Annotated in this window: 21 protein-coding genes and 1 rRNA gene; 4 read left to right on the forward strand and 18 right to left on the reverse strand. The window is 68.5% G+C overall.

Translation table 11 applies throughout. The features are described 5' to 3' along the window. From VNT59_RS02535 to VNT59_RS02560, 6 genes are all read right to left on the reverse strand, one after another. On the reverse strand, nucleotides 1-397 hold a 397-nt coding region (locus tag VNT59_RS02535), incomplete at its 3' end, for a hypothetical protein (RefSeq protein WP_325496309.1). Then, on the reverse strand, nucleotides 398-2,359 hold the full coding sequence (gene aceK / locus VNT59_RS02540) for a bifunctional isocitrate dehydrogenase kinase/phosphatase (RefSeq protein WP_325496311.1): 1,962 nt from the start codon (nucleotides 2,357-2,359) through the stop codon (nucleotides 398-400). 16 nt (nucleotides 2,360-2,375) lie between these two features. After that, nucleotides 2,376-3,038, reverse strand: coding sequence for a carbonate dehydratase (gene can, locus VNT59_RS02545; RefSeq protein ID WP_325496313.1), 663 nt, complete (start codon nucleotides 3,036-3,038; stop codon nucleotides 2,376-2,378). 49 nt (nucleotides 3,039-3,087) lie between these two features. Further along, a complete protein-coding gene (locus tag VNT59_RS02550) occupies nucleotides 3,088-4,266 on the reverse strand; it encodes an isovaleryl-CoA dehydrogenase (protein ID WP_325496315.1) in 1,179 nt (392 codons plus the stop codon). A 26-nt stretch (nucleotides 4,267-4,292) separates the two neighbouring features. Continuing rightward, nucleotides 4,293-4,754, reverse strand: a complete 462-nt coding sequence (locus VNT59_RS02555; RefSeq protein ID WP_325496317.1) for a PaaI family thioesterase — start codon at nucleotides 4,752-4,754, stop codon at nucleotides 4,293-4,295. A gap of 33 nt (nucleotides 4,755-4,787) precedes the next feature. Further along, complete coding sequence (locus tag VNT59_RS02560; protein WP_325496319.1) at nucleotides 4,788-5,198, reverse strand: MerR family DNA-binding transcriptional regulator; 411 nt, start codon at nucleotides 5,196-5,198, stop codon at nucleotides 4,788-4,790. Between the two features lie 107 nt (nucleotides 5,199-5,305). On the opposite strand from VNT59_RS02560, the gene VNT59_RS02565 reads away from it, so the two are divergent. Further along, a complete protein-coding gene (locus VNT59_RS02565; protein ID WP_325496320.1) occupies nucleotides 5,306-6,385 on the forward strand; it encodes an MBL fold metallo-hydrolase in 1,080 nt (359 codons plus the stop codon). Between the two features lie 132 nt (nucleotides 6,386-6,517). Here the strand turns inward: VNT59_RS02565 and VNT59_RS02570 are convergent, their stop codons facing one another. The 8 genes from VNT59_RS02570 to VNT59_RS02605 all read right to left on the reverse strand — a co-directional run bounded on the left by VNT59_RS02570 (nucleotide 6,518) and on the right by VNT59_RS02605 (nucleotide 15,237). Beyond that, a complete protein-coding gene (locus VNT59_RS02570) occupies nucleotides 6,518-7,447 on the reverse strand; it encodes a SprT family zinc-dependent metalloprotease (protein ID WP_325496322.1) in 930 nt (309 codons plus the stop codon). Between the two features lie 61 nt (nucleotides 7,448-7,508). Beyond that, nucleotides 7,509-8,249 (reverse strand): lysophospholipid acyltransferase family protein, encoded by a 741-nt coding sequence (locus tag VNT59_RS02575; RefSeq protein ID WP_325496324.1) that lies wholly within the window; start codon nucleotides 8,247-8,249, stop codon nucleotides 7,509-7,511. A gap of 9 nt (nucleotides 8,250-8,258) precedes the next feature. After that, nucleotides 8,259-8,828: a D-glycero-beta-D-manno-heptose 1,7-bisphosphate 7-phosphatase gene (gene gmhB / locus VNT59_RS02580; RefSeq protein WP_325496326.1), complete on the reverse strand. Its 570-nt coding sequence runs from the start codon at nucleotides 8,826-8,828 to the stop codon at nucleotides 8,259-8,261. Between the two features lie 10 nt (nucleotides 8,829-8,838). Beyond that, a complete protein-coding gene (glyS, locus tag VNT59_RS02585; RefSeq protein WP_325496328.1) occupies nucleotides 8,839-10,938 on the reverse strand; it encodes a glycine--tRNA ligase subunit beta in 2,100 nt (699 codons plus the stop codon). Between the two features lie 3 nt (nucleotides 10,939-10,941). Then, nucleotides 10,942-11,913 (reverse strand): glycine--tRNA ligase subunit alpha, encoded by a 972-nt coding sequence (glyQ, locus tag VNT59_RS02590; RefSeq protein WP_325496330.1) that lies wholly within the window; start codon nucleotides 11,911-11,913, stop codon nucleotides 10,942-10,944. A gap of 77 nt (nucleotides 11,914-11,990) precedes the next feature. Then, nucleotides 11,991-13,559 (reverse strand): apolipoprotein N-acyltransferase, encoded by a 1,569-nt coding sequence (lnt, locus tag VNT59_RS02595; protein ID WP_414708330.1) that lies wholly within the window; start codon nucleotides 13,557-13,559, stop codon nucleotides 11,991-11,993. Further along, nucleotides 13,556-14,431 carry an HlyC/CorC family transporter gene (locus VNT59_RS02600; protein ID WP_325496333.1) on the reverse strand — a complete coding sequence of 292 codons (876 nt, stop codon included), beginning with the start codon at nucleotides 14,429-14,431 and terminating at the stop codon, nucleotides 13,556-13,558. Before VNT59_RS02600 ends, lnt begins: the two co-directional genes overlap by 4 nt. Before the next feature lie 146 nt (nucleotides 14,432-14,577). After that, nucleotides 14,578-15,237, reverse strand: coding sequence for a GNAT family N-acetyltransferase (locus VNT59_RS02605; protein WP_325496335.1), 660 nt, complete (start codon nucleotides 15,235-15,237; stop codon nucleotides 14,578-14,580). Nucleotides 15,238-15,388: 151 nt separating this feature from the next. On the opposite strand from VNT59_RS02605, the gene hppD reads away from it, so the two are divergent. Continuing rightward, nucleotides 15,389-16,531 carry a 4-hydroxyphenylpyruvate dioxygenase gene (gene hppD, locus VNT59_RS02610; RefSeq protein WP_325496337.1) on the forward strand — a complete coding sequence of 381 codons (1,143 nt, stop codon included), beginning with the start codon at nucleotides 15,389-15,391 and terminating at the stop codon, nucleotides 16,529-16,531. Nucleotides 16,532-16,542: 11 nt separating this feature from the next. Here the strand turns inward: hppD and VNT59_RS02615 are convergent, their stop codons facing one another. Genes VNT59_RS02615 through VNT59_RS02625 form a run of 3 tightly spaced genes read right to left on the reverse strand, consistent with a single transcriptional unit; the run spans nucleotide 16,543 to nucleotide 19,566 of the window. Next, on the reverse strand, nucleotides 16,543-17,454 hold the full coding sequence (locus VNT59_RS02615) for an esterase/lipase family protein (protein WP_325496339.1): 912 nt from the start codon (nucleotides 17,452-17,454) through the stop codon (nucleotides 16,543-16,545). Next, complete coding sequence (locus VNT59_RS02620) at nucleotides 17,454-19,052, reverse strand: GMC family oxidoreductase (protein ID WP_325496341.1); 1,599 nt, start codon at nucleotides 19,050-19,052, stop codon at nucleotides 17,454-17,456. Before VNT59_RS02620 ends, VNT59_RS02615 begins: the two co-directional genes overlap by 1 nt. Before the next feature lie 7 nt (nucleotides 19,053-19,059). Beyond that, nucleotides 19,060-19,566, reverse strand: a complete 507-nt coding sequence (locus tag VNT59_RS02625) for a hypothetical protein (protein ID WP_325496343.1) — start codon at nucleotides 19,564-19,566, stop codon at nucleotides 19,060-19,062. Between the two features lie 167 nt (nucleotides 19,567-19,733). Here VNT59_RS02625 and VNT59_RS02630 point away from each other — a divergent pair, with 167 nt between their 5' ends. Beyond that, nucleotides 19,734-21,422 carry an AMP-binding protein gene (locus VNT59_RS02630; protein ID WP_325496345.1) on the forward strand — a complete coding sequence of 563 codons (1,689 nt, stop codon included), beginning with the start codon at nucleotides 19,734-19,736 and terminating at the stop codon, nucleotides 21,420-21,422. Between the two features lie 55 nt (nucleotides 21,423-21,477). Further along, nucleotides 21,478-22,371: an MBL fold metallo-hydrolase gene (locus VNT59_RS02635; RefSeq protein WP_325496347.1), complete on the forward strand. Its 894-nt coding sequence runs from the start codon at nucleotides 21,478-21,480 to the stop codon at nucleotides 22,369-22,371. A gap of 75 nt (nucleotides 22,372-22,446) precedes the next feature. Here the strand turns inward: VNT59_RS02635 and rrf are convergent. Then, nucleotides 22,447-22,538 (reverse strand): 5S ribosomal RNA (rrf, locus tag VNT59_RS21920); the annotation flags it as partial.

Consider the following 22,538-nt stretch of genomic DNA (forward strand, 5'->3'; position numbering starts at 1 on the left):
GGAAATCCTCGCGCCGGCACCATTCGCGCATGTAGTCGTCCCAGCTGTTCCAGCGCCGGGCCTCGGTCTCGCCCATGTCGGGCTTGTAGGCGACGAGGTAGGCGCGCTCGAACAGCGACATCAGCATGTCGAAGATCACCAGCATGCGCTCGTACTGCTCGGGCGAAGGGTTGGCCAGCGGCTCGTTGGTTCGCAGGTGCAGGTCCGGATTGGCCAGCACCACCTTGAGGAAATCGTTGTAGGCATCGGAGAGCAGCTGGTAGCCCTCCTCGTCCTCGTTGTCGCGCTCCTTGCGCTGTTCCCAGGCGAAGAAGACGATCGCGAACGGCAGGCCGAGCGTCGTCACGACGAAGCTCGCCAGCTCCCAGGCTTCCCGCACCTCGGCGCTGATCGCCATTCACCGGCCCTCCTGGAGTTCGGCGACCGCGCTCGCCAGCGGCTGCGCCGGCGGGGACGGGCGCGACCGCGTGCCGTAGCGCCGGGCGAACCGCCTCTCGACGTCGTACGGAAACACGTCGTGCACGTGGCCGGCCAGGATGCGTTCCTTGCGGCTTTCCCAGAACGCGGGATCGAGCAGGTCGGCATGGTGGCGCAGGAACACTTCGCGGACGGCATCGTTGCCCAGCAGGAACGGTCCGAACGTTTCGGGGAACACGTCCCGCGGGCCGACCCGGTACCAGACCTCGCCCGAGAGCTCCTCTTCCTCGGTGCGCGCCGGCGGGACGCGCCGGAACCGGCAGTCGGTGAGGTATTCGATCTCGTCGTAGTCGTAGAAGACGACCTTGCCGTTGCGCGTGACACCGAAGTTCTTCCACAGCATGTCGCCGGGAAAGATGTTCGCCGCCACCAGGTCCTTGATCGCATTGCCGTATTCGATCACCGCGCGCTCGATCTGGCCGCGCGCCTGCGCCGCCGCCTCGTCGTCGGCCGCGGCCCGCAGCGCATCGAACGCCTCCTGGAGGTAGATGTTCAGGGGGATCATGCGGCGTTCGATGTAGAGATGCTTGATCACCACCTCCTCGTGGCCGTCGCCGTCGCGGTCGCTGATCTCGAGCTGGCTGGGCGCGTGTTCGCGGATCTCGGCCAGCAGGTCTTCCTCGAACCGGTCCCGGGCGAACGCCACCTCGCTGTATTCCAGCGTGTCGGCCATGCGGCCGACGCGGTCGTGCTGCTTGACCAGCAGGTACTTGCCCTTGACCTGCTCGCGCGTGGTGTCCTTCTGCGGCGGGAAATGGTCCTTGATCAGCTTGAAGACGTAGGGGAACGAAGGCAGGTCGAACACCAGCATCACCATGCCCTTGATGCCGGGCGCGATGCGGAACTTGTCGCTCGAGTGCTTCAGGTGGTAGAGGAAGTCGCGGTAGAACAGCGTCTTGCCCTGCTTGGCCAGCCCCAGCGCGTTGTACAGCTCGTTGCGCGGCTTGCGCGGCATGAGCGAGCGCAGGAACTGCACGTACGCCGACGGCACTTCCATCTCCACCATGAAGTAGGCGCGGGCGAAGGAGAACAGCGCCTGCAGGTCGTCCTCGCCGAACAGGCAGGTGTCGATCGCCAGCCGGCCTGCCGCGGCCTCCGGCCCCTTGACGCCTGCCGCGTCGTCCCCCGCGGGCAACTCGCCCGTCCTGGGCCGGCCCGGCACCGGGCGGTGCAGGATCGGCAGCGCGAACGGCACCTCGTTGAAGCCGTTGATGATCTTGCCGACCACGTAGGCGCCCTTGTTGCGGAAGAACAGCGAGGCGAGCACCTGGATCTGGAAATTGGCGCGCAGCGTGACGTGGTGCAGCCGGCTGTTGATCGCCTCCAGCACGTAGCCGGCATCGCGCTGCAGGTCGTCGAACGGCCGCTGCAGCTGGAAGTTGTCGACGATGCGAACGATCGTTTCGCCAAGCGTCTCGCGGGTCGGGTAGTACGCGCGGTAGGTCGGCTTGGCGGCAGGCTCGTCGTTCTCGATGTATTCGGTGCTCACCGCCGGCCGCACGAAGATGAAATCGTTCTGGAAGTGCGTCCGGTGCAGGATCTTGGTCGTCACCGAATTGAAGAAGGTCTCGGCCAGCTCCGGCTGGTGGTGGTCGACCAGCAGGCCGATGTAGTGCAGCTTGGCCTGCTGCCACACCTCCATCGGCTGCTCGCCGGCCCTGAACTCCTTCTCCAGCCGGGTCACCGCCTCCTTCACCCGCAGGTCGTAGAACTCGATGCGCTCGCGCTGGGCGCGCTGCTGGCCGTGCCAGTCGGCGGTCTCGAAGCGGTGCTTGGCGCGCTGCGACTCGATGCGGAACAGGCGGTAGTGGCGGTTGAAGCCGTCGATCATCGCCTTGGCGATGTCGTAGGCGAGCGGGGAGTCGAGGCGTTGCGGGAACACGGAGCCTCGCGCTGGGTCAGGCCCGCCGGGCGCAGGCGACGGCGGAAATCGCGTCCCGGTACACGGTCACCAGTTGCTCGTTGCCGGCCACGCTCACGTTGAGGTTCTTCAGCAGGCCGTCCGACACGCCGTAGCACCAGCCGTGCAGCGTGACCTGCTGCCCGCGCGACCAGCAGTCCTGCATCACGGTGGTGTGGGCGACGTTGAGGACCTGCTCGATCACGTTCAGTTCGCACAGCGCGTCGAGCCGGTGCTCCTGCGGCACCCACTCCAGCACGTTGGCGTGCTTCTCCGCGACGTCCTTGACGTGCTGGATCCAGTTGTCGGCCAGCCCGACGCGGATGCCTTCGAGCGCCGCCTGCACGCCGCCGCAGCCATAGTGGCCGACGACCATCAGGTGCCGGATCTTGAGCATGTCGACGGCGAACTGGATCGTCGAGAGGCAGTTCAGGTCGGTGGGGACGACGACGTTCGCGACGTTGCGATGCACGAACACCTCGCCCGGCTCCAGCCCGGTGATCTGGTTGGCCGGCACCCGGCTGTCGGAGCAGCCGACCCACATGTAGCGCGGGCGCTGCTGCTGGGTGAGCCCCTGGAAGAATCCGGGCCGCTCGCGTTCCATCCGCGCGGCCCATTCCCGGTTGTGGTCGAAGAGGTCTTGCAGCGATGAAGAGGTCATGCGTTATTGTCCCAGGCCGGCCGTTACGTGCAACAACGTACGCGCCGGCTCACATGGTTTCGGCGAACAGCTCGCGGCCGATCAGCATGCGCCGGATCTCGCTGGTGCCGGCGCCGATCTCGTACAGCTTGGCGTCGCGCCACAGCCGGCCCAGCGGGTAGTCGTTGATGTAGCCGTTGCCGCCATGGATCTGGATGCCCTCGCCGGCCATCCAGGTGGCCTTCTCGGCGCACCAGAGGATCACCGACGCGCAGTCCTTGCGCACCTGGCGCACATGTTCGACGCCGAGCCGGTCGAGGTTCTTGCCGACGGTGTAGCAGAAGGCCCGCGCCGCCTGCAGCACGGTGTACATGTCCGCGACCTTGCCCTGGATCAGCTGGAACTCGCCGATGCTCTGGCCGAACTGCTTGCGGTCGTGGATGTAGGGGACGACGTTGTCCATCACCGACTGCATGATCCCGATCGGGCCGGCCGCCAGCACCGCCCGCTCGTAGTCGAGGCCGCTCATCAGTACCTTGGCGCCGCCGTTCAGCGCGCCCAGCACGTTGGCGGCCGGCACTTCGACGTCGCGAAACAGCAGCTCGCCGGTGGAGGAGCCGCGCATGCCCATCTTGTCGAGCTTCTGCGCGATCGAGAACCCGGGCATGCCCTTTTCGATCAGGAACGCCGTCACGCCGCCCGCCCCCAGCTCCGGCTCGGTCTTGGCATACACCACCAGCGTGTCGGCATCCGGGCCGTTGGTGATCCACATCTTGTTGCCGTTGAGCAGGTAGAAGCCGCCCTTGTCCTGCGCTTTCAGCTTCATCGAGATCACGTCGCTGCCGGCGCCCGGCTCGCTCATGGCCAGCGCCCCGACGTGCTCGCCCGAGATCAGCTTGGGCAGGTACTTGCGCTTCTGCTCTGGCGTGCCGTTGCGGCGGATCTGGTTGACGCACAGGTTGCTGTGGGCACCGTAGGACAGGCCCACCGACGCCGAGGCGCGAGAGATCTCCTCCATCGCGATCATGTGGGCGAGGTAGCCCATGTTGGCGCCGCCGTACTCCTCGGGCACGGTGATGCCCAGCACGCCGAGCTCGCCCATCTTGCGCCACAGCTCCATCGGGAAGCGGTCGCTGCGGTCGATCTCCGCCGCGCGCGGGGCGATCTCGGCCTCGGCGAAGGAACGCACGCTGTCGCGCAGCGCGTCGATGTCCTCGCCCAGCTGGAAGTCGAGTCCTGGCAGTGTCATGGTGTCTCCTGTTGTTTCTTCGCGGATCAATGCCGGATGCCGTCGCGCCCCAGCACCGTCATCAAGGTGCAGCTCATGGTGGCGATCAGCTTCTCGCGGCCCTGGTCGATGCCGTAGGCATGGCCTTCGCTGACGGTGATGGTGCGGCCGGGCTTGACCACCGCGCCGACCATCCGGAACCGCTGGCCCTGCGCGGGCGCCAGCAGATTGACCTTGTATTCGATGGTCAGGACCCCGGCGTCGGCCGCCATGAGGCTCGAACCCGCGTAGCCGCAGGCCGAGTCGAGCGCCGCCGCCACCATCCCGGCGTGCAGGAAGCCATGCTGCTGGGTGAGCCCCTGCGCCCACGGCAGCTCGATCACCACCACGCCGGGCTCGACCGAGACGAGCACCGCGCCGAGGGTGCCCATGGCCCCCTGGCGCGCGAAGCTGGCGCGCACCCGCTCGGCGTAGCCTGGGTCCTGGGGCTCGAAACGGGGAGCAGCCATGGCGCTTGGAGTTGACGTTGACGTAAACGTCAATTATGCATGCTGGCGCGTTTTCTCGATGCGCGCGAGGAGTGCCCGGGCCTCCTTCTCGTGGACCTTCACCTCGTCCAGGTTGGCCTGCAGGTCGGCCATCTGCTCCTCGAGCTGGCGCCGGTGCTCGGCCAGCACCGCCAGGAACTTGCGCAGCTGCGGCCCGGTGTCGCGCGGGCTGTCGTACATGTCGATGATGTCCTTGGCCTCCGTCAGCGACAGGCCGAGCCGCTTGGCGCGCAGCGTGAGCTTCAGCCGGGTGCGGTCGCGCGCGCTGTAGACGCGGTTGCGTCCGCCCGGGCCGGAACGCTCCGGCCGCAGCAGCCCCATGTCCTCGTAGAAGCGCATGGCACGGGTGGTGAGGTCGAACTCCCTGGCAAGGTCGCTGATCGTGTACGTGGTCGTGGTGGCCATGGAGGTGGGTGTATGCCGCGGGACAGTGGGGACAAGCTCGCGTCCCTACAATGCCGATTACATATGACGTTTACGTCAACGTCAATCCTGCCCAACCGGACGCTCGCATGAATTCCCTCGAACAGCTGCTGTACTACCCGCTGGGCGACGCCATGCCTTCGCCCGGCGCCACCATGGAAGTGCGCGGCGGCGCCGGCTCCGGCCTCGCGCCGGCCGTGAAATGGGTGCGGATGGGGCTGCCGTTCGCCCTCGACCACATCAACCTGTGGCTGTTGCGGGACGAGATCGGCGGCCGCGCGGGCTGGACGGTGGTGGACTGCTGCATCACCCGCGACGAGGCGAAGGCACAGTGGGAGCAGGTGTTCGCCAGCGGGCTGGACGGACTGCCCGTCCTGCGCGTGATCGTCACCCACATGCATCCCGACCACATCGGCCTGGCGCACTGGTTGTGCGAGCGTTGGCAGGCGCCGCTGTGGATCAGCGCCACCGACTACTACGCGGCGCGGGTCGGCTCCATGAGCACGACCGGCTTCGGCGGGGACGCCGCGGCGCGATTCTTCGCCAGCCACGGCCTGGCCGATCCGGAGTCGATCGAGAAGATCCGCGGCCGGGCCAGCTACTACCCGAGCATGGTGCCGGCGGTGCCGCGCGGCTTCCACCGGCTGGCTGACGGCGACAGCGTGCGCATCGGCGGGCGCGACTGGCGCTGCATCGGCGGCCATGGCCACGCCCCGGAACACATCTCCCTGTACTGCGAGTCGCTGGAAGTGCTGATCAGTGGCGACATGCTGCTGCCGCGGATCTCCACCAATGTGAGCGTGCACGATACCGAGCCGGAATCGAATCCGCTCCAGGCCTTCCTCGATTCGATCGAGAAGTTCCGACCGCTGCCGCCGGAGACGCTGGTGCTGCCCTCGCACGGCAAGCCGTTCGTGGGACTGCACGAGCGCCTGCGGCAGCTGCGCGATCATCATCGCGACCGGCTGGCCGACGTGGCGCAGGCGTGTGCCGCCGGTCCGCAGACGGCGGCCGACCTGCTGCCGGTGCTGTTCAAGCGCAAGCTGGACCTGCACCAGACCACGTTCGCGATGGGCGAGTCGGTGGCGCATCTGCATGCGCTGTGGTTCAAGGGCCAACTGCGGCGCGAGCTCGGCGCCGACGGGGTGTATCGGTTCTCGGCGGCGTAGCCCTTGCCCCGCCGCATTCCCGAGCGCCACAGTCGCTCTTGAACGCAGAGGGCGCAGGGAAAACCAGATCAGGTATTCCTTGCGAGTCCGCTGCGACCTCTGGGTTCCAGAGATCGGCTCCCGCGCGAGACGTCACCAGGGCGGCAGTGCCTCGCCCTTGAGCTGCGCCCGCAGCTGGGGATAGTCGGGGACCACCGTGCTGACGGTTTGCCAGAAACGCGGGCTGTGATCCATCACCCGCAGGTGGCTCAGCTCGTGGGCGACCACGTAGTCGATCACCGGCAGCCGGAAGTGGATCAGCCGCCAGTTCAGGCGGATCACGCCATCCGAATGCGCCGTGCCCCAGCGCGTGCCGGCGTTGCTGAGGGCGAGCTTGCGCCAGCGCACGCCGAGTTGCGGCGCGAAGTGCTCCAGGCGCTGCGTGAACAAGGTCGTGGCCTGCCGCATCAGCCAGGCCTGCACCGCGTCGCGGATCTGCGGCGCGGTGGCGGCGTGCGGCAGCCCGAGGTGCAGGCTGTGGTGGGGCTGGCCGGGCACCCGCTCGGCGGCGTCCTTGAGCACGGCGCCCACCTCCTTGAAGGCATGCGCCGGGTCCAGCACCACGACGACCTGCTCCCCCAGATAGGGGAACACCGCGCCGTCGCGCCAGTCGATGCGGGCGGACTCGGTGCGCTGGTGGCGGTCGTGCGCGTCGCCCAGCTTGCGCAGGATCCAGCTCGATTTGGTCTGCACGGCCGAGTCCACCTCGTGCAGCGGCACCCATTTGGGCGCGCTCACCGTGAGCCCCTCCGCCCCCACCATGAACCCGATCGTGCGGCGGCGAGCCCGCCGGAATTCGTAGGCGACCACCGAATCGCCCAGCACCGCCTCGCGGTTGGCCCGGGGGTGCCGGAACGACGCCGGCACCAGCACCGAATCGAGATGCCCGGTGCGCGCAAGGTCGGGCTTGAGCGGCGGCGCCGGCCTGGCCCGCGGTGGCCGGGACGGCGCCTGCTTGACCGGCTCCGGCGCGGGCACGGCCGCGTCGAACAGGTCAAGGGTGAGCTGCAGCAGCCGGTGCATGGTCGGGGAGTGTAGCGACGGGTCGCGCAATCGGGATGGTGCTTTCGGGCCGTTGTGGCCTTCAGCCCGGCCCGTACGCCTGCGGGTCGAGCCGGCGCATCTCCGACTCGATCCAGGCCTCGACCTGGCGCATCAATTCGTCGGCATCACGGCCGGCGCTGGCGATCGGCGGGCCGATGGACACGTCCACGATGCCGGGCCGCTTGACGAAGGCCCGGCGCGGCCAGACCTTGGCCGAGGTCACGGCGATCGGGATCACGGGCGCGCCGGTCTGCACCGCCAGGCGCGTGCCGCCGCTCTTGTAAGTGCCCTGCTGGCCGCGCGGGATGCGCGTGCCTTCCGGGAACATGATGATCCAGGTGCCGCGGGCCAGCAATTTCTTGCCCTGCTCCACCACCTTGTTGAACGCCTGGGCCCGCTGGCTGCGGTCGATGTGGATCATGTCGAGCCGGCCGATCGCCCAGCCGAAGAACGGCACGCTCAGCAATTCCTTCTTGAACACGTAGGCCAGCGGATGCGGCATCAGCGTCGGCAGCAGGAAGGTCTCCAGCGTCGACTGGTGCTTGACCAGCAGGATGGCGGGACTGGTGCTGCCGATCGGCAGATGCTCCCGGCCGCTCACCCGCACCTCGATGCCCAGCAGCACGCGCGCGCCGACGATGACCCGGCGCAGCCAGTCCACGGCAATCCAGTACAGGCGGGTCGCGTCCCAGAACGGCGCGGCCACGACGATGGCCAGCGCCCACGGCACCACCGTGAGCACCATCCAGACCATGTGCAGCGTCGAACGCAGGAAGGCCATGCCGCGGGATCAGGCGGGAATCTTCGCCGACGCCGACCGGGCAATCAGGTCGTCTGCGAACGCGCCGAGGTCCTCGTGGACCCGGGTGCCGGGCGGATATTCGGGTGGCAGCGGCCGGCCCCGCAGCGCCTCCCCCTTGCCGGTCAGCACCAGGTGCGGCTCGCAGCCGAGCAGCACGCCCGCCTGCAGGTCGCGCAGGCCGTCGCCGACCACCGGGACGCCTTTGAGGTCGACGCCGAAACGCTCCGCGATCTGCTCGAACAGGCCTGGCAGCGGCTTGCGGCACTGGCAGTGCTCGTCGGCCGCGTGCGGGCAGTAGAAGACGGCGTCGATGCGGCCGCCGTGCGCGGCCAGCATCTTGTGCATCTTCGCGTGCATCGCGTTGAGCGCCGCCATGTCGAACAGGCCGCGGCCCAGGCCGGACTGGTTGGAGGCGATCACCGCGTGCCAGCCGGCGTGATTGAGCCGGGCGATCGCTTCCAGCGCGCCCGGCAGCGGCGTCCATTCCTCGGGCGACTTGATGTACTGGTCGCTGTCGAGGTTGATCGTGCCGTCGCGATCGAGGATGACGAGCTTCATGGCGGCGGATTCAGGCGGCCAGCCGGGACAGGTCCGCGACCCGGTTCATCGCGCGGTGCAGGATCATCAGCAGGCCCAGCCGGTTCAGGCGCAGGTCGGCCTCCTCGGCATTCACCATCACCTGGTCGAAGAAGGCATCCACGGTGTCGCGCAGGCCGGCCAGCGTCTGCAGCGACCCGGCGTAGTCGCCCGCCTCGAACTGCGCCCCGGCTCGGGGACCGAGCTGGCGCGCCGCGTCGTGCAGGTTCTTCTCCGCCGCTTCGCGCAGCAGCACCTCGCTCACGTGGGCATCGGCCTGGTCCGCCTTCTTCAGGATGTTCGCGATCCGCTTGTTCGCCGCGGCCAGTGCCGCCGCCTCCGGCAGCGCCGCGAACGCCCGCACCGCGGCGAGCCGCTTGGCCACGTCGCCCAGCCGCTGCGGCCGCAGCGCCAGCACGGCATCGACCTCCTGCGCGCTGTAGCCCTGCTCGCGCAGCATTCCGGCCAGCCGCTCGTAGACGAAGTCGCAGAGCAGCCCGACGGTCTTCGGATCGGCGGCGGGAAACAGCCCCACCGCCTGCGTGACGAGCGCCTCGAGCTCCAGCGGCAGGTCCTGCTCCATCAGCATGCGCACGATGCCCAGCGCATGGCGGCGCAGCGCGAACGGATCCTTGTCGCCGCTGGGCAGCTGGCCGATGGAAAACAGGCCGGCCAGCGTCTCGAGCTTGTCGGCCAGCGCCGTCGCCAGGCCCACCCGGTTGCGCGGCAGCGAGTCGCCGGCGAACCGCGGCTTGTAATGGTCCTCGATCGCATCGGCGACCGCGTGGTCCAGGCGATCGTTGAGCGCGTAATAGCGGCCCATGGTGCCTTGCAGTTCGGGGAATTCGCCCACCATGTCCGTCACGAGATCGGCCTTGGCCAGCATCGCGGCCTGGTCGGCGAGCGAGGCGACATGATCGCCGCCGATCGCCGCGCCGATCACCTTGGCCAGCGCCCGCACCCGCTCCATCCGCTCGCCTTGGGTGCCGAGCTTGTTGTGGTAGACGACCTTGGCCAGCTCCGGGACGCGCGAAGCGAGCGGCTTCTTGCGGTCCTGGTCGAAGAAGAACTTGGCGTCGGCAAGCCGGGGGCGCACCACCCGCTCGTTGCCGCCGATCACGGCGCTGGCATCGGCCGGGCGGATGTTGCTGACCACCAGGAAGCGGTTGGTCAGCTTGCCGGCGCCATCCAGCAGCGGAAAGTACTTCTGGTTCGCCTTCATCGTCAGGATGAGGCATTCCTGCGGCACTTCGAGAAAGCCAGGCTCGAACTGGCACAGCAGGACGTTCGGGCGCTCCACCAGCGCCGTGACCTCATCGAGCAGCGCATCGTCTTCGATCGGGCGCGCGTCACCGGCCCGGGCCGCGACCTCGGCCAGCTGTCGGGCGATCTCGGCGCGGCGCGCCTCGAAACTGGCGATCACGGCGCCGTCGCGCTCGAGGGTGGCGGCATAGCTGTCGGCATCGGGGATGCGAACCGGATGCGCCGCGGCCTCGAAACGGTGGCCGCCGGTGGTGTTTCCGGCCGCCAGGCCGAGCACGCCGATGGGGACGACCTGGCTGCCATGCAGCGCCAGCAGCGAATGCGCCGGCCGCACGAACTTCACGTCGGTCCAGCCGTCGGCCAGCTGGTAGGTCATCACCTTGGGAATGGGCAGCCGGGCGATGGCCTCGTGCAGCGCCTTCTGCAAGCCTTCGGCCAGCGTGGCGCCCTTGGCCGTGCTGTTGTAGAACAGCGCCTCCGCCTTGCCGTCGAGCGCGCGCTTGAGGCCGGCGACCGCTTCCGGTCCGGCGCCCAGGGCCTGCAGCTTCTTCAGCAGGGCCGGTGTCGGCTGGCCCGCAGCGTCCAGCGCCACGCTGACCGGCATCAGCTTCTGCGACACCGCCTTGTCGGCCGCTTGGGCGGCGACGCCGGTCACGTGGGCGGCCAGGCGCCGCGGCGACGCGAAGGCGGTGAGCTGCGAGGCGGGCGTCGCCAGGCCCTGCGCCTTCAGCTGTTCGTACAGCACGCCGGCGAAGGCGTGGCCGAGTTTCTTGAGCGCCTTGGGCGGCAGCTCTTCGACAAAGAGTTCGACGAGGAGATTCTGGTTCATTGCTCAGGCCGCCTTCGGTTGCAGGGCGGCCACCCACTCGCGCGGGGCCATCGGGAAGCCGAGCCGCTCGCGGCTCTCGTAATAGCTCTGCGCCACGCTGCGGGCGAGGTTGCGGATGCGGCCGATGTAGGCGGCGCGCTCGGTGACGCTGATGGCGCCGCGGGCGTCCAGCAGGTTGAAGCTGTGGGCGGCCTTGAGCACCTGCTCGTAGGCCGGCAGCGCCAGCTGCTGCTCCATCAGGTGCCTGGCCTGCTTCTCGTGCGCGGCGAAGGCCGAGAACAGGAACTCGGCGTCGCTGTGCTCGAAGTTGTAGGCCGACTGCTCCTTCTCGTTCTGCAGGTACACGTCGCCATAGGTCAATGGGCCCCCGCGGTCGCCCGCTTCGTGGGGCTCCCCGCGCCCCGAGGGGCCCGGCGCCGGAGCCCCGCCCTCGGTCCAGGTGAGGTTGTAGACGTTGTCCACCCCCTGCAGGTACATCGCGAGCCGCTCCAGGCCGTAGGTGATCTCGCCGGTGATCGGCTTGCAGTCGATGCCGCCCACCTGCTGGAAATAGGTGAACTGCGTCACCTCCATGCCATTGAGCCAGACCTCCCAGCCCAGCCCCCAGGCGCCCAGCGTGGGGTTCTCCCAGTCGTCCTCGACGAAGCGGATGTCGTTCTTCTTCAGGTCGAAGCCGAGCGCCTCGAGCGAGCCCAGATACAGCTCCAGGATGTTCTCGGGCGCGGGCTTGAGCACCACCTGGTACTGGTAATAGTGCTGCAGGCGGTTCGGGTTCTCGCCGTAGCGGCCGTCCTTCGGGCGCCGGCTCGGTTGCACGTAGGCGGCCTTCCACGGCTCGGGGCCGAGCGCGCGCAGGAAGGTCGCGGTGTGCGAGGTTCCGGCGCCGACTTCCATGTCGTAGGGCTGGAGCAGCGCGCAGCCCTGCGCGTCCCAGTAGGACTGCAGTTTCAGGATGATTTGCTGGAAGGTGAGCATTGCGGGAAGCGGCGCGGCGGGCAAATCGCTGATTTTAAAGGCCGAGCCTTCTCCCCCACGCGGCGGGGCCGGGCCGTTCAGTCGGCCCGCCGGTCCGCGCCGGGCCGGGCCCGTTGCCGGTGCCGCCACCAGGCGGCCGCGGCGATCGCCAGCGCCCCCGACCAGAGCGGCCACAGGCCGAGGCGCGCGACCCACCAGGCGTACGGCGTGATGCCGCTGCCGCCCTCGACCTGCCCCGTGAGCACGCCGCGCGTGTGCCGCGGCAGCGACGCGGTCACCCGGCCCGCCCGGTCGATGATCGCCGTGGCGCCGGTGTTGGTGGCGCGGATGACCGGCCGGCGGAACTCGATCGCCCGCATCCGGCTGATGTGCAAGTGCTGGTCGATCGCCACCGAGTTGCCGAACCAGGCAATGTTGCTGATGTTCACCAGGACCGTCGGGGCCCGCGCGGCGTCGGCGAACTGGGCGCCGATCTCCTCGCCGAACAGATCTTCGTAGCAGATGTTCGGCGCCAGCCGCTGCCCCTGCCACTCGAAGGAGGGCTGCCCCAGCGGGCCGCGGTCGAAGTCGCCCAGCGGGATGTTCATCATGTCGGTGAACCAGCGGAACAGCGGCGGGATGAATTCGCCGAACGGCACCAGATGGTGCTTGTCGAAGCGGTAGACGTCGGCCCCCGGCTTCAGGCCAATCGCCGAATTGGTGTAGCCCTCGCGCAGGCTGCCCAGCGGAATGCCGATCAGCGCCGCCTGCCGACCCTGGCTGAATCGCTCGCGCAGTGCCTGCAAATAGCCGTCGGGCAACTGCTGGGGCAGCATCGGAATCGCGGTCTCCGGCGCCACGATCAGGCTCGCGTTGGCGTCGCGGAATTGCTGGCCGTACCAGTTCAACGCCATCGGAATGCCCGTGCCGCCCTGGAATTTCTCGTCCTGGGGAATGTTGCCCTGGAGCAGCGCCACCGACAGCCTGGGGGCCGCCGCGGCGGGGGCGACGGGGGCCACGGCCATCTTGCAGGCAGCCAGCAGCCCGGCGGCGGCGGCGAGCACGCCCCAATAGCGCCATGAGCCGCGCGCACCCGGGCGCGCCGCCAGCGACAGGCCGAATGCGAGCAGCGCCGCGATGAACCCGATGCCGTGGACGCCGAGCAACGGCGCCAGGACGGCCAGCGGGCCGTCGACGTGCGCGTAGCCGCCCGCGCCCCAGGGAAAGCCGGTGAACCAGGTCGCGCGCAGCAGCTCCGCCAGCAGCCACAGCGCCGCGAACAGCAGCGCGCGCCATGCGATTGCGAGTCGATCGAGCGCGGCGAACACGCCCATCGCCGCCGCGTAATAGAGGCCGAGGAACCCCGCCAATGCGAGCACGGCCACGGCCGCCAGCGGCGACGGCAAACCGCCGTACACGTGCATCGAGATGAACAGCCACCAGAAGGTCCCCGCCAGCCATGCCGTGGCGAACGACCAGCCGAGCAGCGCGGCCCGGCGCCACGAACCGGCGGCCGGGACCAGCCAGGCGAGCACCGCGAGGGAGAGCAGTTGCAGCCACCACAGCGGCTCGCCGCTGGGCGGCCAGGCGATGGAAAGTGCCTGCGCAGCGCCCGCCAGCAGCGCGACGGGCAGGGCAGCGAGGAGGCCGGCCCGCAATCGGCTCAGCCCGGCTGGTGCTCGGGTTCGGCCGGCGTCACCTTGAACCAGCGCACGGCGCCGCCCTTGGTGTGCAGCACGACGAACTTGAGCCCGGCCAGCGTGAACTCTTCGCCGCGCTTGGGCACGTGGCCCATCTCGTGGGCGATCAGGCCCCCGATGGTGTCGAACTCCTGCTCGGCGTCGGAGGGTTGCACGGCCACGCCGAAGGCTTCGGCGACGCGTTCGATCGAGGTGTCGCCGCTGACGCGGTAGGTCTTGTCGGCCAGTCCGAAGATGTCACCTTCGTCCTCGACGATGTCGAACTCGTCCTCGATCTCGCCGACGATCTGCTCCAGCACGTCCTCGATGGTGATCAGGCCGGCCACGCGGCCGAACTCGTCGATCACGATCGCCAGGTGGTTGCGATTGCCGCGGAATTCGCGCAGCAGGTCGTTCAGCCCCTTGGTTTCCGGCACGAACACCGCCGGTCGCAACAGCGCCCGGATGTTGAGCTCCGGCGCCCGCTGCAGCTTCAGCAGATCCTTGGCCAGCAGAATGCCGATGATGTTCTCGCGGTCGCCTTCATAGACCGGAAAGCGCGAGTGCGCCGTGTCGATGACCAGATGCAGGATCTCGTCATAGGGCGAGTCGATGTTGATCAGGTCCATCCGCGGCGCGGCCACCATCACGTCGCCGGCGGACAACTCCGCCATGCGCAGCACGCCCTCGAGCATCACCCGGGAGTCGGCGCCGATGATGTCGTTGTCCTCGGCGTCCGCCAAGGTTTCGATCAGCTCGGCCGTGGAATCGGGTCCGGGGTGGATGAACTCGGCGACCTTCTGGAGGAACGTGCGCTTGTCCTCCCTCTCGGAAGCTCGCGCAGGATGCGGGTCTGACACAGCCTTGGGATGCAGGACGTGCGGTGGTTGCGGGAGCAATAGGATAGCGGAACGGGGCTGGCGTGCCCGCGGCCGCCGCAAAAGTTGGTATCGGGCCTTGGCCCGGCGGTCCGCTCCGGTTGAGCTGGAATGACGGCTGGAACCGTTCAGCCGGCCGACTTGTGGCGCGCCTCGCGAACGCCCTGGCGCACTTCCTGCACGCCGGCCAGGAAATCCCAGAAATTCTTGGCCTGGCGCTTGAGGCGATAGTCGGTCAGCGCCAGCTGCTGCTCGACCAGCTCGCTGACACGGCTGTCCAGCGTCGCCGGCGGCAGGCGCAGATGGGCATCGGTCTCGCTGCCGGCACGTTCGAGCACGGCGCCCGCGCTGCGGGCAATCTTGAGCATCGCGGTGTTTTCGCTCAAGGCATGGATGAACAGCATGTCGACGCCCTCGTTGCGCGCGTGCATGACGGCGCGCTCGAACAGGCGGCTGCCGTAGCGCCGGCCGCGCGCCTTGCGCAGCACGGACACGCCGAACTCGGCGCACGACAGCGTGGCCGGGTCGTGCGAGAAGGCCAGGTGCGCCATCGCGATCAGCTCCAGCTTGCGGTTGTAGATGCCGAAAATTTCGTCGCGCTCGAAATCCAGCCCCTGCACATAGCGGCGGATCTGCTCGTCGTTGGCAGCGTAGCCGAAGCGCAGGTAGCGGTCGTGCTCCTCGAGCGCCAGCAGGTGCTTTTCGATGCGCTGACGGTGGCTCGGCCCGAGGGAGCGGATCGGAACGACCACGGGCTGGGGTCGTGCGGCTTCCTGAGACTCGATCATGGCTTGAATGTAAGGGTTTGCCCCAGGGACGCAAGAGACAAATGTCAAGAAATGGCCGAGCAGACCGACAGGCGGTCATCCGCCCGACCACCGGAAGGAAACGGTCCCGACGGGTACAGTGGCGGCCAGGCATTTCTTGTCAGGGAGCAGCATGACGCAAGCAACGACCCGCTCGGGCGACGGCCAGTCCGCCTGGGAGAACCCGATGGGCACGGCCGGATTCGAGTTCATCGAATATGCCGCGCCGGACCCGCAGGCGATGGGACAGCTCTTCGAGCGCATGGGATTCAGGCCGATCGCCAGGCATCGCCACAAGAACGTGCTGCTGTACCGGCAGGGCGGCATCAACTTCATCGTCAACGCGGAGCCCGATTCGTTCGCGCAGCGTTTCGCGCGCCTGCACGGGCCGAGCATCTGCGCCATCGCGTTCAGGGTGCAGGACGCCAAGGCGGCCTACGAGCGGGCGATCGAACTGGGGGCCTGGGGCTACGCGGGCGTGGCCGGCCCGGGCGAGCTGAACATTCCGGCCATCAAGGGGATCGGCGACAGCCTGATCTACCTGGTCGACCGCTGGCGCGGCAAGAACGGCGCGCGCGAGGGCGACATCGGCAACATCGGGTTCTACGACGTCGACTTCGAACGGCTGTCGGGCGTGGACTCGCAGGAGGCCCTCGACCCGGCCGGCCATGGCCTCACCTACATCGACCACCTGACGCACAACGTGCACCGGGGGCGGATGGCGGAGTGGGCCGGCTTCTACGAGCGCCTGTTCAACTTCCGCGAGATCCGCTACTTCGACATCGAGGGCCAGGTGACCGGCGTGAAGAGCAAGGCCATGACCAGCCCGTGCGGCAAGATCCGCATTCCGATCAACGAGGAAGGCAACGAACAGGCCGGGCAGATCCAGGAGTACCTCGACCGGTACCACGGCGAGGGCATCCAGCACATCGCGCTCGGCTCGAAGGACCTGTACCGCACGGTGGACCAGATGCGCGCCGCGGGCGTGAAGCTGCTGGACACCATCGACACCTACTACGAGCTGATCGACAAGCGCATTCCCGGCCACGGAGAAAGCGTCGAGGCGCTGCAGCAGCGCAAGATCCTGGTGGACGGCAAGAAGGGCGCCCTGCTGCTGCAGATCTTCAGCGAGAACCAGCTGGGCCCGATCTTCTTCGAGTTCATCCAGCGCAAGGGCGACGAGGGCTTCGGCGAAGGCAACTTCAAGGCGCTGTTCGAGAGCATCGAGCTCGATCAGATGCGCCGCGGCGTGCTGCCGGCGACACCGGCCGGCTGAAGCCCGGGCCGTCAGCGTTCGATGATCGCGAGCGACTCGGCCATCACCCGGGGGTGAAAGGCCAGTTCGACATGCGCCGGTCCGCGCACCAGGCGGTTGTCGGCGCCTGGCAGCGTCGCGGTCTCGACCGGAAACACCATGTTGTCGCAGTTGGAGTACCAGCAGGTGAAGAGCGCGCCGCCGTTGGCCGGCAGGGCGGCGCCGAGTTCGCGCAGCCACTCGCACTGCCACGCCATCTGGCGCCCGTTGGCCGCGTGACTGTACCGTCCGAACCAGGTGCCGCGATGCGGTGAGCCGATCGTGATCACGTGGTGCACGCGCCGCTCTCCCGAGCGGGCGCGCATCCAGGCCCGCGCGGCGATCCCGCCCATGCTGTGGCACAGCAGCACCGGCGCAATCCCGGTGGCCTGCGTCACGCGTTGCACCGCGTCTTCGATGATGGACCCGTAGTTCTCGATCGGGCCGAACGCCGGCTCGAGGTTGACGGCGACGAAGGGGATGCCGCGCCGCTGCAATTCCCTCAGCCACGGCGTCCATACCCCCCGGTTGCAGGCGAAGCCATGGATCAGGACCACGCCGCGGCGCGGCGCTGCGGTCCGGGCCGGCACATGGTCCGGCACCGCGTTCCACCGGAACGGCTGGCGCCAGGCGAAGATCACGGCGTTCAGCCAGGTTTCGGCCAGCCAGGCGCGGGCGATTTCGGACCAGGTGGCGCGGACGGACGAATCGTCACCGTCGACGAGGCGCAACACGAGGAATTCGAACGCCAGCACCAGCGAGTAGCCGAACCAGCAGAGCAACAGGCCCGCCACCGCCGCCCCCGGCGACGAGGGCCACTGCCATGCGAACCAGGCGGCGCCGCCGGCCAGCAGCAGGAGCGTGCCGGCTTGCTGGACCCGGGCCAGACTCGAACCCTGGTTCATCAAGCCAGCGCCACCTGGCGCCCCGTGAGCCGCCGGGCCAGGCCCTGCGCCAGGCGATTCACCAGGCCATAGATCGACAGCTGCGGATTGGCGCCGATGCTGGTCGGGAAGACGGAGCCGTCGTGAATGGAGAGGTTGGCCAGCTGCCAGTGCACGCCGTCGGGCCGCACCACGCCGTCGCGCGCTCGTGCCGCGGCGCCGCAGCCTCCCATCACGTGCGCGCTGACGATTTTCGCCAGCAGCGGTTTCATCGGCAGCGCCTCGATCGCAGCCTTGGCCTCGGCCCAGGAGCGGTACGGCCGGGCGAGCTCATGGATCGGCACGACCTGGCGGGCGCCGGCGGCGAACTGCAGTTCGGCCATTGCCAGCAGCGCGCGGCGCGCCCCTTCCAGCACGAACCCGGTCAACGGATAGTCCAGCACCGGCGAGCCGTCGCTGCGGACGCTGACGGTGCCGCCGCCGGCCTCAGGATGGAAGCCGTCGCGCAGCAATGCGATGAGCACATGGGCGTTCGCAAAGGCGTGCAACAGGTCCGCCTGCTGCTGCCCGAAGCCGATGGCAGTGCCGGCGAAGATCACCGGATGGATCGGCGGCGCCTCGATCTTGAAACCGATCGGGCCGTCGATCGGCTGGGTCGACAGGTAATGGTCGCTGTAGATGCTTTGCGGCGCCCCCTGCCAGCCTGCCACCTCCGACGGCATGACCGCCGCCGACAAGACCACCGGATGGAGAAAGGTTCGCCGGCCAAGGCGGCCGTGGGGATCCGGCGCCTCGGAACGCAGCAGCATGGCCGGCGAGTTGATCGCGCCGCCGGCAAGCACGTAGTGCCGGGCCCGGATGGTGGTTGCGCTCGCACCACCGCGGCCCACGGGAACGCAGTGCAGCGACTGCACCTGCCCGTTCGCGAGTTCGAAGCGCTCGGCTCGCGTCTGCGCCAGCAGCGTCGCGCCGGCGTCGAGCGCGGCAGGGATGGTCGTCACCAGCATCGACTGCTTGGCGTTGGTCGGACAGCCCATGCCGCAGGAGCCGAGATTCCAGCAACCTTTCACGTTGCGCGGAATGCTGGCCCAGGGGATGCCGAGCCTGGCGGCGCCACGGCGCAGCAGGTCATTGTTCTCGTTCGGCGGCGCGAGCCAGGGGCCGATGTTCAGGCGCCGCTCGGCCTGGTCGAAGTACGGCGTCAACGCATCGCCATCCAGTTCCAGGCCAAAGTGCTCGCGCCAATAGGTCAGCGTCGCCGGCGGCGTACGAAACGAGCTGGTCCAGTTCACCGTGGTCGAGCCGCCGACGCAGCGCCCTTGCAGGATATTGATCGCCTTGTCGCTGGTCTTGCGGGCAGCGCTCTCCTGGTACAGGGCCGGGTACGCGGTGGCCTCGTGTTGGTCGAAATCGCTGCTGCTGCGAAGCGGTCCTTCCTCGACCATCACGACATTCAGGCCGGCGCGGGAAAGCAGTTCCGCCGAGACGCCGCCGCCGGCGCCCGAACCGATGATCGCGACGTCGCAGTCGATCGCGGCCGGCGCCGGCGCGCGCGGTCCGCCAGCGACTTTCCAGCCGCGGGCCAGGCCTTCCCGGATCGGATCGGGCATGGAGCTCATGGCCGCCTCAGAGCTTCAGCGGGCCGGGGTAGCCGAGCGCGCTCCATGTGGACGGATCCGAAAAATAGGCGCTGGCCACCAGATCGTGCAGGGCCTGGTACGACTGCTGGCGCAGCGCCACCGGCGACACCCGCATCGACTGCAGCGCTCCCTGACGCTGCGGCAGCGACGCCTCATGCCAGTCCGGACGCAGCCCGGCCAGCGCCAGCCGACCGCCGGCCGTGCCCAGAAGCGCGAGCAGCTGCGAGAACTCCGCCTGGGCATGCGCCGGCAGGCCGTGCAGCGCGGTTTCGATGCGTCCGAGCAATGCCTCGAGCTCCCGGCTGGCGGCCGATGTGCCGGACGGCAGGCTGCCCTCCAGCAGCGCCTGGCTGATCGCGCCCATGACGATCCGCCCGCGCTCGGTCAGGCGGCCGTTTCGCAACGCCGGCTGCACCAAGGCGACGGCGCCGCCGCCGAGGACCAGCACGGCCGTCGCGGCCGCGCCGAGCGCCAGTAGGCCCCTTCTCTTCATCTCGTGACTATCGCATGGGGCGGCCGCGCGCGCCAAGACCGCCTCGGGCGGGGCCCGGCCCGCGGCGTGTCGCGTACGGGACCAGCCTGCCGAGCTCCTAGGACAAGTCCGCTGGTGGAGGTGCGCAGGCTGCTTCGACAATCGGCTGCGCAAGGAGAAGCTGCTGCATGGAGAAGATCTGGCTCAAAAGCTACCCGCCGGACGTGCCCGCGTCGGTCGATCCCGGGCAGTACCGCTCGCTGACGCAGCTGCTCGAGGAGTCGTTCCGCAAGAACGCGGCGCGTCCGTTCTCGGTCTGTATGGAATCCTGGATGACGTACGAGGAGCTGGACCAGCGCTCCGCCGCACTCGGGGCCTGGCTGCAGTCACTCGGCTTGGAGCCCGGCGCGCGGGTCGCAATCATGCTGCCCAACATTCCGCAGTTCGCCGTGACCATGGCGGCGGTCCTGCGCGCGGGCTACACCTGCGTCAACGTCAACCCGCTTTACACCGCCCGCGAACTGGAGCACCAGTTGCGCGACTCCGGCGCGTCCGTGATCGTGATCCTGGAGAACTTCGCCCGGACCCTGCAGGAGGTGGTCGAGGACACGCCGGTGCGCCACGTGGTGCTGGCGTCGATGGGTGACCTGCTGGGATTCTGGTACGGCCGCTGGATCACCTTCGCCGTGCGCCATCTGGCGAAGCTGGTGCCCGCATTCAAGCTGCCGCTGGCGGCGGACCGCACGGTGACGCCGTTCAAGCGCGCGGTGAAGCAAGGCGTCGCACTGACGCTCAAGCCGACGCCGCAGACGCTCGATTCGCTCGCCTTCCTGCAATACACGGGCGGCACCACCGGCCTGTCGAAAGGGGCCGAGCTGACGCACGGAAATGTCGTCGCGGCCATCCTGCAGGCGGAGGCCTGGTTCCACCCGGCGCTGGCGCGGCTCGGCGACCCGTCGCGCACCAACAGCATCGCGGCGCTGCCGCTGTATCACATCTTCGCGCTGACGCTGTGCCTGCTCGGCATCCGGTGGGGCTCGCACCTGACGCTGATTCCGAATCCGCGCGACTTCGGCAGGTTCGTCGAAACGCTCAGAAAGCGGCCGTTCCATCTCTTTCCGGGCGTGAACACGCTGTTCAACGCGTTGCTGCAGCACCCTCAGTTCAAGTCGGTCGATTTTTCGCAGCTGTGCCTGTCCCAGGCCGGCGGGATGGCCGCGTCCGAGGGCACGGCGCGCCAGTGGCAGCAGGTCACCGGCTGCCCGATGGTCGAGGGCTGGGGCATGAGCGAGACCTGCGCGATCGGCACCAACAACATCGTGACCAGCGGCGAATTCACCGGGACGATCGGACTGCCGCTGCCGGGGATCGAGATCGCCATCAAGGACGACGATGGCATCGACGTTCCGCTGGGCGAGGCCGGCGAAATCTGCATCAAGGGGCCGAATGTCATGCGCGGCTACTACCGGCAGCCGCAGGAGACGCTGCGAGCCTTCACGGCCGACCGCTTCATGCGCACGGGCGACATCGGCATGATGGACCAGGCCGGCTACATCCGCATCGTGGACCGCAAGAAGGACATGATCAACGTGAGCGGCTTCAACGTCTACCCCAACGAACTGGAGAACGTGGTGTCGCTCTGTCCGGGTGTGGTCGAGTGTGCGGCCGTCGGGGTGCCGGATGAAAAGCAGGGCGAGGCCGTCAAACTGTTCGTGATCAAGAGCGATCCGACGCTGTCCGAAGAGGATGTGGCCGCCTTCTGCCGGCAGACGCTCACCGGCTACAAGATCCCGAAGTACGTGGAATTCCGCGACGAGCTGCCCAAGACCAACGTCGGCAAGATCCTGCGGCGCGAGTTGCGGGCGGCCAGGCACTGACGCCGACCTGTGGCAGGCTCGGGTGATGGCGCACCGGCAGCAGCTTCCCCAAGGCATGACCGTGTTCGAGCGCGGTTGGCTTTCGGCCAACAACGTGCTGTTCCATGGACGAGGACCGACGGCACTCGTGGACAGCGGGTACGCCACCCACTCGGCTCAGACCGTCGCGCTGGTGCGGCAGGTACTCGGGCAGCGCCCGCTCGACCTGCTGCTCAATACCCACCTGCACAGCGATCACTGCGGAGGCAACGCGGCGCTCCAGCGCGAATACCCGGGGCTGAAGACCTGGATTCCCCCGGGGCTTGCGGAGAGCGTGCGGCACTGGGATCCGGTCGCGCTCACCTACGAGGCCACCGGCCAGTGCTGCCCGCAGTTTCGGATGGACCGCCTGTTGGTGCCCGGGGCCGGGCTCATGCTCGGGGACGCTGAGTGGGAAGTCCATGGGGCGCCCGGCCACGACCCCCATTCGGTGGTGCTGTTCGAAGCTCGGGAGCGCGTGCTGATCTCGGCCGACGCCTTGTGGGCCAACGGCTTCGGAGTCGTCTTTCCAGAACTCGAGGGTGAGCAGGCCTTCCGCGAAGTTGGCGCCACGCTCGACCTGATCGAGCAGCTGGGCCCGCGGCTGGTGATTCCGGGCCACGGCCCGTTGTTCGACGATGTCGGCGCGGCGCTGGCGAGCGCGCGGCGCCGGCTCGCAGGTTTCGTCGAGGATCCGCCACGCCACGCGGCTCACGCAGCCAAGGTACTCATCAAGTTCAAGCTGCTCGAGTTGCAGCGGGTGGAGCGCGAATCCCTCGAACACTGGGCCGCCGGTACGACTTACGTGCAGCTGGTCCACGGCCGCTGGTTTCGCGACACCGAACTGCACGAATGGATCGGGCGACTGGTGGCGCAACTCGCGGCTTCCGGCGCCGCGCGCCTGGACGGCACGCTCGTCCTGGACAACTGAGGCGCACCACCGGCACTGAGGCCGCCAAAGACAAAAGCCCCAGGCATTGCTGCTGGGGCTTTTGGGGCTGTAAGAGCCTGACGATGTCCTACTTTCACACGGGAATCCGCACTATCATCGGCGCAGAGGCGTTTCACTGTCCTGTTCGGGATGGGAAGGAGTGGGGC

Source organism: Ramlibacter sp. (assembly GCF_035554825.1).
In the GTDB taxonomy this organism is placed as follows: domain Bacteria; phylum Pseudomonadota; class Gammaproteobacteria; order Burkholderiales; family Burkholderiaceae_C; genus Ramlibacter.